The 9593-nt window shown below is 68.8% G+C and carries 8 protein-coding genes; all 8 read right to left on the minus strand.

All coding sequences use genetic code 11. The features are described from left to right. Window positions 1-195 precede the first annotated feature (195 nt). Window positions 196-540, minus strand: coding sequence for a type I-E CRISPR-associated endoribonuclease Cas2e (cas2e, locus tag BLQ63_RS15505; protein WP_091036833.1), 345 nt, complete (start codon window positions 538-540; stop codon window positions 196-198). Between the two features lies 1 nt (window position 541). Beyond that, window positions 542-1468, minus strand: a complete 927-nt coding sequence (cas1e, locus tag BLQ63_RS15510) for a type I-E CRISPR-associated endonuclease Cas1e (RefSeq protein ID WP_091036836.1) — start codon at window positions 1466-1468, stop codon at window positions 542-544. Window positions 1469-1518: 50 nt separating this feature from the next. Continuing rightward, a complete protein-coding gene (gene cas6e / locus BLQ63_RS15515) occupies window positions 1519-2190 on the minus strand; it encodes a type I-E CRISPR-associated protein Cas6/Cse3/CasE (RefSeq protein ID WP_091036839.1) in 672 nt (223 codons plus the stop codon). Further along, window positions 2187-2933, minus strand: coding sequence for a type I-E CRISPR-associated protein Cas5/CasD (cas5e, locus tag BLQ63_RS15520; RefSeq protein WP_091036842.1), 747 nt, complete (start codon window positions 2931-2933; stop codon window positions 2187-2189). Before cas5e ends, cas6e begins: the two co-directional genes overlap by 4 nt. Then, window positions 2930-4075: a type I-E CRISPR-associated protein Cas7/Cse4/CasC gene (gene cas7e, locus BLQ63_RS15525; RefSeq protein ID WP_177154956.1), complete on the minus strand. Its 1146-nt coding sequence runs from the start codon at window positions 4073-4075 to the stop codon at window positions 2930-2932. The genes cas5e and cas7e overlap by 4 nt, the downstream gene beginning before the upstream one ends. Before the next feature lie 8 nt (window positions 4076-4083). Continuing rightward, window positions 4084-4674 (minus strand): type I-E CRISPR-associated protein Cse2/CasB, encoded by a 591-nt coding sequence (casB, locus tag BLQ63_RS15530; RefSeq protein ID WP_091036853.1) that lies wholly within the window; start codon window positions 4672-4674, stop codon window positions 4084-4086. Window positions 4675-4714: 40 nt separating this feature from the next. Then, the gene (gene casA / locus BLQ63_RS15535; protein WP_177154957.1) at window positions 4715-6274 is read right to left on the minus strand and encodes a type I-E CRISPR-associated protein Cse1/CasA; all 1560 of its coding nucleotides are present in this window, start codon (window positions 6272-6274) and stop codon (window positions 4715-4717) included. Window positions 6275-6345: 71 nt separating this feature from the next. Further along, window positions 6346-9162 carry a CRISPR-associated endonuclease Cas3'' gene (locus tag BLQ63_RS15540; RefSeq protein ID WP_091036861.1) on the minus strand — a complete coding sequence of 939 codons (2817 nt, stop codon included), beginning with the start codon at window positions 9160-9162 and terminating at the stop codon, window positions 6346-6348. Window positions 9163-9593 lie beyond the last annotated feature (431 nt).

Below are 9593 nucleotides of genomic sequence, written 5' to 3' on the forward strand. Positions count from 1 at the left end.
ACGGTCCACCCCCGCATGGGCGGGGAGTTCTGCTCGCGGATCTGGCCTTGCTTGGCGCGGATCGGTCCACCCCCGCATGGGCGGGGAGTTCTTTCATCCATCGGATGCTGGGTTCGTTGGGAGCGGTCCACCCCCGCATGGGCGGGGAGTTCTCTTGCTGAACTGGGGACTTATAGCGCTGTTATGTTTTTGTGATCAGAATTCAACGGGCCACTCGCTTTCATGGGAGTCCGGCGTCGCTGCGGTGTCTGCTGGCGGAGCGGTGAAACGCATCAGGGTGAGTCCGTCGAAGTCTTCGGGTCGTCGCCGTCGAGTCCCTGCGGTCAGAACGGTGAAGCCTTGCTCGTTCGGTGCGGGGTGGACGAGGACGGCCGCCCCGTCAGCGACGGTCTGCTTGGTTATTTCCCACAGCTGTTCGCGTACCCGTGTGGAGATGGTGCCCACGAAGATGCCGGGGGCGACCTCGATGGTCCATCTGCTCAGGGCACCTTTCAGGTGCGGTGGTACCGCGGTGGTCGCGAGGACCATCATTGAGGGCATTTCAACCTTCTTCGGGTTCCTTGCTGTAGTTGACGCCTGCGGGAACCGCTCCCGTTTCGGGGTCCCAGAGATGGACAAGGCGAGTGGGCTTGCGTTCGTCGAACCTGCCTGCTTTCTCGTTGGGAAGGAGGAGGTTTTGGATGTCGCCGATGATGCGTGGCAGGAGCCGGAAGAGACGCAGTTGTTCGCGGAGTTTGCGTCGGGCGTCGGCTTCGGGGTTGGCGGATTCATGGAGTGCGAACGCGAGGGGGAGGGTGAGTTCGGCTTTGTAGAGGTCGGCGATGTCGTAGACGAAGGCGTGTTGTTTGCCTTGGTGGACGAATCCGAGCGCGGGTGAGCATCCGAGCGCGAGGACCGCCGCGTGCACGATGCCGTACAGGCAGGTATTGGCGGAGGAGAGGGCTTGGTTGACGGCGTCTTGTTGGTCCCAGTCTTCGGGGTTGTAGCTGCGTTTGAAGGGTTTGAGGCGGTGGCGTTCGGCGAGGAGGCGGTACAGCGATTTCATGCGGTGGCCTTCGAGACCGCGAAGCCGTTCGATCGTGGCGCCGGTGGGAACGGTTTCGTCGAACCGGTGCTCGTACATGCGGATCGCGACCGCAAGGCGCATGGAGGGGTTCGCCCATGCCGTAGCTTGGTGTTCGAGCCAGGTGGTGGTGAGTCCTTCGGGGGTGATGGCGGCGTAGGAGCGGACGCCGCCCGATCCGGTGCAGATGACGGTGGTGCCGTGCCTGGCGAGGGTGCCCAGGGCGCGCGTGGTGATGGACGCGCCGGGGCCCAACAGCAGGCATGAGAGTGCCGCGGTCGGCAGGTACACGATGTCGGTGCCGCGCTTGGTTTCGATCGTGGCGCACACGCCGGTGTCGTCTTGGACGACGCGGACGATGTCGAGGTACAGAAACGACAGCGAGTCACCGATGCGCGGGAGCATCGCCAGGCTCGGTACGGCCAGGCGCGCTTTGGGGCCGCGCTGCGCCTGTGTCACCGGGTCTGTCCGGGTAGGAGGCTGAGCAGTCCGGCGCCGTAGGGCTTGGCGCGCCCGAGGCCTGCGGTGAGGGTGGCGCCAAGGTGCTCAGCGTTGGTGACAATGCCGGTGCCCTCGTATCGGTACAGCGAGAACCGGATGGCGTCCTTTTTGTTCTGGTGCGGTGGCCATGCGGGGGTGGTGGGGTGCATGGTGTGGACGTCGAGGCCGTTCGCGGCTGCGCGTTGGCGCCACCAGGCGTCGGCGGCGGCACCGGAGAGTGCCCGGCGGGTGCCGCGGGGGCGCTTCGGGGGGCCCGGCTCGGTTGTGTCGCCGGGGCTGTCGGGGCGTTCGGTCTTGGTCGGGTTGAGGTCGATGCGGTAGCGGACGGCCGTGCCTGCTCGGATGGTGCGCAGGAGGGCAGTGATGTCTTTGAGTTCGGCGGTGGCGTAGCCGGCGGGGAGCCGGTCGAGGTGGAGGGGCTGTGTGGCCTGAGCGAGAACGGTGGTGCCGGTGGGGCCGTCCTCGACGCGGAACAGCAGGTTCGCCTGCTTGCGCGGGTCGGCCCCCATGTTGTCGGGCAGGAGCCGCATGATCGTGGTGTGCAGCTGTTTGGCGTCGCCAAGGTCGCGTTGGACGTCGCGGTGAGTGAGGTTGAGGCTGAGACGGGCGAGGAACAGCGCGGTCATCGTGTCGTACTCCCAAGCGCGTAGTCGATCAGGCGGGCCCGGGCCCCGCCCGGGTGGGGCAGGAGCGCCGCCGGAAGGTATTCGGTGGTACGCCAGATGCGGCGCGTGTGGAACTGGCGGGGGCTCGCTGCAGGACGGTCGGCGATGTCGATGGCGATCGCCGTACCGGCTGGTGGTGTCTCCCAGATGAAGTCGACCGGGATCGGGGTCTCGTTGCGGTGGCGACCGGATCGAGCGGCCAGTGGCACGCGGGTGCGCAGTTCGTTCACGGGGTCGGTGACCGATCGGGCGACCAAGAGCGGCTCATCGGGCGGGCAGGAGCGGCGCCCAAGGTAGGGCGCCCAATGCGGGTGGTCGAGTGCCGAAACGAGACGGGCAATGACCGTTGCGGGGCCGGTGATCGCGACGGTGAACGCCGCATCGGCGAGGTAGTGGCGATGGCTGACCACCGCGGCGTTCTTGTGTCCGCCACCGGCGGTGGCGGCGGTGCCTTCGGGCGGGTAGCCGCCGCCCGCGGTGTGGAAGTCGACGGTGCGGGTGCCGGGCCGGTCGATGCGGAGGATCATCTCGAGGTCGTCATATCCGGGTGGGCGGATGGTCCGGTTGATGCCTTCGGCGGCGGCGGCCATGCCGAGGATGCCGGAGCGGGTGGGGAAGGCGGCGCTGTCGCGGACGGTGAACGTGGACCGCTCGCCCCACGATTGCAGCGGCCCGGCCAGGCGCAGGATCATGCCCTCGGTCATGGCTGCTGCGCGACCAGGGCGAGGACGGCGGCGTCGATGAGCGCCTCGTAGGAGTCGAAGCGTTCGTTGAGGTGCTCGAAGGTGCGGTCGCCGACCGAGGCGTGGCCGCCGAAGAGCAGGCCGCGTCCGGCGGTGAGGCGGGCGACGTCGGCGGCGTAGGCGTTGAACGCGTCCCGGGAGGGTTCGGCGATCCCGCCGCCGCGCATGGGCCGGGCCGGGGTTTCGAATGCGGCGGCGAAGGAGATGGGCCGGCGGTCGCGGACGGTGAGGTAGGCGAGGTCGGGAAGGGTGTGGGGGGCGGTGCTGTTCTTCTTCGCTTGGGGCAGTGACATCAGGAAGTGGTCGGCGAAGGAGGCGGCGGCCCGGGCGGCGGTCTCGCGGTCGCCGCCGAGGTTCTTGAGGAAGTCGTCGAGATTGAGGCACCCGTACCGGTAGAACACGCCTGCGGAGAATTCGGCGGTGTCGAGGTGGCCGGTGCCGGCGACGTCCTCGTTGTCGCTGAGCCAGTCGTCGACGGCGGTGAAGTAGTCCCTTTGGGGTTCAGCGGCGTGGGTGGTGAAGGCGTGGGCGATCTGGACGGCGCCGTCGACGTTGGCGCCGGGGAGCTCGGCGAGCATCCGCCCAAACATGCTGATGGAGATGTTGCGGCTCTTGAGGATGGCGTGGACGTCGCCGGCGGGCAGGATCTGGGCGGGCTTCTTCTTCGCCTGCTCGCTCTCAAGGGCGAGCCGGTGCGCATCGCATAGGTCGGCGAGCTCGCGCAGGGCCGTATCGGGCAACAGCAGCAACACCAAGGTGATCGGCAGACCGGTCTGTTTGCTGATCTCGAATTTGAGGTTCTTCTCGCCCTTGCCGACGGTGGCGGTGATCTGCTTCCAGGCGAACGCGGCCGCCTCGGGGGTCCACCCGGCGTCGGTCAGGATCGCTTGGTGCCGGTTGGGCAGTTGCCGGGTGCGGAACGAGTACTCGCCGAGGTCGGCTTCGACACCGTGGCGGATGGGCCGTTTCAACGCCTGGCTGGAGACGCGGATGCGGTCGGCGCCACCGTAGGTGACCATTTTAGGGGAACCGAGGTCGTCGCGGTTGAGGTTGGCGACCGGGATGCTTTGCAGGGCGTGCAGTTCGAGGAATCGCGCCATCATAAGGTCCTTTACTCGGAGTCGGGGTCGGGGTTGGTGGTGTCGGGTTGGGCGTTGTCGTGGGGCTGGTAGGTCTGGTAGAAGTGCTCGAGCCAGCGGGTGGCGATCCGGTCGCGGTCGCGGTCCCACCCGGCGAGGTCGTCGACCAGGCGGGCCCAGTCGATCGCGGCATCGGCGCGTTGAAGCTGCCGGGCGAGGGCGGGCAGGCTGCGTGCCACCGTGGCGCGCTGCTGGCGGGTGAGCAGATGGAGGGTCGCCTCGGCCGAGTCGGGTTTCATCGCGCCGTGGCGCACGGCCACGCCCAGGCTCGCGCCCAAACTGGCCGGGACGGCCCCCGTGGCCGCGGGGGCGTCGGTGGGGGTGTTCGCGATGAGCGCGGCGACGGCGTATCGGGCTTCGCGCGTGTCGGCACTGGCGTGCTCGGAGATGTATTTGACGAGGTGGCGGTGCATGCCGTGGGATTGGTCGTAGCGCAAGCCCCGGCCACGGCGCAGGTCGGCCCGGGCGCGCTTGTCGTCACGGCAGAGCCGTTCGACGTTGGCGACGAACACACGGTTGGCATCGAGCGAGGACGTGGCCCGCGATGACGGTGAGGTGGGCATGGAAGCACACTCCTAGAGGTTGAGGAAGACGGCAGAACCGCTACTGGCCAGGGGTATTCGGGACGGCCCTCCACAGGAGGGCGATGGCGTGCCGAAAGGCGCGGGCGACGCGGATGTCGCGGCGCGCGGTGCCGATCGCGCCCACCAGTGCCGATTCGGCTGCGTCACGGAAGACCCGGTGGGGCTGCCCGGTGCTGGCGGGTTCGACCATCCGCCAGAAGGCCGCCTCGGCGCCCGACCAGTATCCGGTCATGGTCGGCTGCAGCCAGGGACCGGGCTTGCGGCGGTCCATTTTGGTGCCGGTCGATTCAGCCCACGCGGTCCGCGCAGCGTTCGCCAGGGTCGCACCGAGCGCTTCGGCGGCGATGCGGCACTGTTCGAACCGGACCGCCATGGCCGGGTCCTGCTCGTGGAAGCGCTGCAGGAGCGGCGGCGTCGTGGCGCTGTACCAGCCGTAATCGCGTTGCTGATTGGTCTCTTGGTCGAACCCGAAAGCGCGCACCCGAATGTGGGAGCGCAGGTCGGCGGGGATCGAGCGGGTGTGCCGGAATGCGGTGGGGCGGGCGGTGTCGGCGCGGTCCATCATGAGCGCGTCCAGGTCGCGCCAGACGTTGCGGTCGAGGTCGGCTTTGCGGGCGCGGATCTTCGCGTCGTTCCCGGTGTCGTAGATCAAATACGGGTCCAGTGCTGCTGCAGGCGGCGCCTTGGTCGACCAGGTGACGTACGCGTCGACAATGGCGGTGCGCTCGTGGTCGGGCACGAGCAGGACCGCGTGGCGCGATCTCCCGGTCAAGACCCCGGCCGGCCAGGTCAATGGCGGGGCGGGTGCGAGCGGGTCGGGCAGATCCGACCGTTCCCAGGGAAAGGGCTCGCCGGGGGCGAGGTCGGCCTGGTCGGCGTCGGGGCAGGGCATGCCCACCAGCAAGGAGGCGAATAGGTCAGGGGCCCACGGGTGGTAGGAGACGGTCCCGCGCAGCGGCCCGGCCGGGCCGTTGCCCTCCTTCTCGGCCCCGATCCGGCGGGGCGTGCACTGCCCGGCCGGACCGAAGTACCACTGCGTCAGCACCTCCCAGACGGCCGCATCAAGCCGCACCGGTTCGGCGGCCCCGTCACTGCCGTGCCCGAACAGAACGGCCCCGTTCGCTCCGGTGGGCCGGCCCGCGACGAGCTTGTTCACCCCAGAAGAGCTCGGTTCCCCTTGCGCGTTACGGCACTGGTCGGCCAGGCGCGGGTCTTGGAATGCGGGCCGGTCCGCATCGAGCAAGTCGAGGCCGGAGGCGACGGCGTCGAAGTAGTCCTTGACGTGTACGGGGTCGAACCGTCCCTGGGCCAACACGCTGTTGCGGGCGCGCAGCCACTGCCGCGGGCTGGCCGCGACGTCAAGGTCGGCGAGCGCGGGGTTCATGCGCGCGGCGATGCGAAAGGCCATGCCGTACAGGATCCGCAGCATCGCTGTCGCCGCCGGCGGGTGGGGCGCTTCGAAGTCGGCGAGGTGCTCCGCCTGGCAGAACAAGTCGCGCAGCCCCAGACGGGCGGCGGAGCCGTCGAGGTAGCGGGCGGGGATGAAGGGTTCGTCGGCGAGCGAGAAAGTACGGGGCATGGGCATCCTTGAGGCGAGACCGTGCAGTTAGGGGCGAAAGGCGCCGCGTCGCGGCGCGGAAGGATCGGGGGTCAGTCGCGGACCAGACCGAGGTCAGGGTCCAAGTGGAAGTCGCCGCGGGCCAGGCGCACCGGCCGTGCCGCCCCGTCGATGACCTGGTGGCGCAGGACGGCGAGGTCGCCGAGGAGGGTGTGATCGTTCCACGCCGACGGTGGCCGTTCGGTGTCGCCGAGCGTGCCGAGCCAATCGGAGCGGACAGGGATGGTGTGGCCCATGATCGTACGCGTCGCTGCCACTGTAGGCGAACCGTGCAGTACCACATCGGACAACGAGTGCGACCGGTCCGCGTCCAGGCTGACGGTGCCGTCGCTGTGCTCGAACAGGCATAGCACCCGGATACTGTCGGCGCCGAGGCGCGTGGCGGCCTGCTCCTCGTCCACCGGGAGGCGGTGCAGGTCGGCGAGTTCGTAAACGCTCTCGCATCGGGGGATCACGATGTTCTTCCCGAAAGCCCGCTCGGCCAGCACGTTCCCCATGAACGCCGAATAGGACGCTGAGGCGTCAGGCTGGGCCCAGTCGAACCGGTCATCGACCCCGTGCACGGCTTCGACCATGGCCGGGACCTCCTGCGGAATCCGGATCGGCGTCTCCCCCAGTCCGGTCAGCAGCCGCGCGGTCGCTTCGAGCAGGAACGCCGGGTACACGCCGTCATCGCCGCCCCAATGCCGGGGCACGCCGCCGGAGCCGAGCGGGTCGAGCACCACCAGGCGCGGGCCACTCGACCAGGCCGGGCGCCCGCGCCCATTCGGGAAGCCGTGTGCGGTCCACCATTGCTGGTGGCGCCAGCACCGGCCGGCCCGTTGCAGCAGCTGCGCCAGCGGCGCGAGGTCGCTGACGATCAGGTCGGCGTCGAGATCGAGGGCGACTTCCAGGACCTGTGTGGCAACGACGATCCGCCGGTGCGGGCGGGGCCCGCTGCGCCCCAGTGCCGCACCGATCCGCGCGGCCCTCGCCTGCCGCTCCACCCCGGGAAACCGCGCATGGAGCAACTCCACCGCGCCCGAGGCGAGTCCGCGCCGCTGTGCCTCCGCGCACAGCAGCCGGTACGTTGCCTGCGCGTCGGGAACGGTATTGCACGCGACCACCGCGCAGCCCCCGTCCGCCCCCCAGACCGGATCCAAGGCGTCGAGCAAGACCGCGGCGCGCGTATCGCCGCCCTCGGCCCCGCCGGGACTCGTGTGCCGCACCGGTCGTGACTCGACCACCAGGGCGCTGTGGCGCGCCTCGACCTGCTCGCGGTGGCGGTTCTCATTAATCTGGGACGCCTCGCCGGTCGCCGAGACGTACAGCCAACCCGGATACGGCACCGTGAACGACCGCTCCCGCACCGCCGGACCCGCAAGCCCGGCACCGGTGAGGTACTCCTTGATCAACGCGTCGCTGACCGACCGCGGCAACGTCGCCGACAGCAACACCACCGGGCAGCCATAGGCGCCCAACCAGTGCAGCAGTCGCCCCAGCAGCACCTGCATGTACGGGTCGTACGCGTGGGCCTCGTCGATGATCACCGTCTTGCCCGACAACCCGAGCATCCGCAGCGCGTTGTGGGCGACCGGGAGCACACCCAGCAGCGCCTGATCGACGGTGCCGACCGCGAACTGGGCCAGCAGCGCACGCTTCAAACCCCGCAGCCACCGCCGCGGCGCCATGCGCTTCGCCGTCGCGGTGCCCGGATCCTCGCCGGTGAGCACGGCCGCGTCGTCGGCATAGGCCGGGCCCAGCCACGCCATGCTGTGCGTGAGCGCGACCGCACCGGCGCTGCGGTCCGACTCGTGCAGGCACCGTTCGACGTAGCCGCTGATGCGCTGATGGAGCTGGTCGCTGGTGGCCATGGTAGGCAGGAAGTATCCCAGGCCCGCACTGCCGGAGGCCGCGCTCAGCGTCCGCCATCCTTCGAGCCCGGCCTCGGTCTTCCCGTCGCCGGTCGCGGCCGCCACGACCAAAATCCCCGCCTCGCCTGCCGTCACCTGGGACGGCAGGTCCTCAACGATCGAGCGCTGCAACGGATTCGGTGTCGCCAGCCCATGTGCCTGCGCGAAGTCCGGCGAGGCCAGGCGCACCGGTCGCAGCCCGGCCTCATCCAATAGTGGTAGCGCGGCCGACCGGGCCCGCGCCAGGTGCTCGTGGAGATCAGGGGAGAGGCTCGACTGTCGTTCCCGCAGGTAATCTTCCTGGCTGACCAGCCAATCGGCGAGGATCACCAACCCGGTAATCAGAACCGCAGCCGGGGTCGAGCACGCCTTGGGCGCCTTCGGCGCACCCAAGAGCGAATGCAGGGCCGACACGTGCAGTTGGCGCTGCTCGTCCCAGCTCGGCCCGCCAAGGCAGCTATTGAACGCCGGATTGCCAAACCACTGGTCGTCCACCGGCCGGAACCGCCCGTGATGCCCGCCGATGATCTCGGCGACTCGAGACAGCGGGCTGTCCGGCGCGTCATCTTCGAAACCCATTCCCGACAGCAACGTCGTCACCGCCAGCATCCCGGCCCGCGCGTGGTCGATGCGCGAATCTGCTGCGGCCCCGACATCTGCGACCAGTACCGGGTCCAACAGCGCCAGTGCGGCCCGGTCACAGGACTGGAACCCCACCGCGAGCTTCCCGATGTCATGCAACGCGCCCCAGAACACCACCGTCGCGCGAGCGTGCCCAAGATCCGCATCAAGCCCACGCGCGATGACCCGCCGCTGGTTGCCATCGAGGTAGTAGTCCCACAGCACCTCCAACAAGGCCGCCGTGTCCAACAGATGGCGCACCAGACTGTAAGGCTCATCGAGCCCCTTCGCCTTGCCCCACAATGACAATGACAATCTGCTTAACAGATGCTCCATACCAATCCCCCATCGAGACGAGTCCGCCTCACAACATAGACCACCCCTAGGACAGCCACCTCCCACAAAAATGTTCGAACATCTAAGGGCGCCAGCCCAACGAGGCCCGGACCTTCGCAGACGAGCAACACCACGACAGGCAAGGGCCCGCGTAGGTTGACACGATGGCAACGAGTTCGCTCTTCGACCCGCCCGAAACTCAAACAAGCCCTCCCCCGAACAGCAACCACTGGTCTCAAATCAATAACGACGCCCCGTAGGCGCAGGTCAGCAAGAGAATTCCCCGCCCATGCGGGGGTGGACCGACTCTACCGGGCACCGTCCATTAGGTATAGACGAATTCCCCGCCCATGCGGGGGTGGACCGCGATCAACGCCCGCGCGAAGGAGTCCGCGGCCGAATTCCCCGCCCATGCGGGGGTGGACCGGCCG

Origin of the sequence: Glycomyces harbinensis, from assembly GCF_900101745.1 — a bacterium.
GTDB classification, from domain to species: Bacteria; Actinomycetota; Actinomycetes; order Mycobacteriales; family Micromonosporaceae; genus Glycomyces; species Glycomyces harbinensis.

Coding starts and splice junctions, on each gene's coding strand:
- cas2e (WP_091036833.1), bottom strand. CDS start 540: ATGCCCTCAATGATGGTCCTCGCGACCACCGCGGTACCACCGCACCTG.
- cas1e (WP_091036836.1), bottom strand. CDS start 1,468: ATGCTCCCGCGCATCGGTGACTCGCTGTCGTTTCTGTACCTCGACATC.
- cas6e (WP_091036839.1), bottom strand. CDS start 2,190: ATGACCGCGCTGTTCCTCGCCCGTCTCAGCCTCAACCTCACTCACCGC.
- cas5e (WP_091036842.1), bottom strand. CDS start 2,933: ATGACCGAGGGCATGATCCTGCGCCTGGCCGGGCCGCTGCAATCGTGG.
- cas7e (WP_177154956.1), bottom strand. CDS start 4,075: ATGATGGCGCGATTCCTCGAACTGCACGCCCTGCAAAGCATCCCGGTC.
- casB (WP_091036853.1), bottom strand. CDS start 4,674: ATGCCCACCTCACCGTCATCGCGGGCCACGTCCTCGCTCGATGCCAAC.
- casA (WP_177154957.1), bottom strand. CDS start 6,274: ATGCCCCGTACTTTCTCGCTCGCCGACGAACCCTTCATCCCCGCCCGC.
- BLQ63_RS15540 (WP_091036861.1), bottom strand. CDS start 9,162: ATGGAGCATCTGTTAAGCAGATTGTCATTGTCATTGTGGGGCAAGGCG.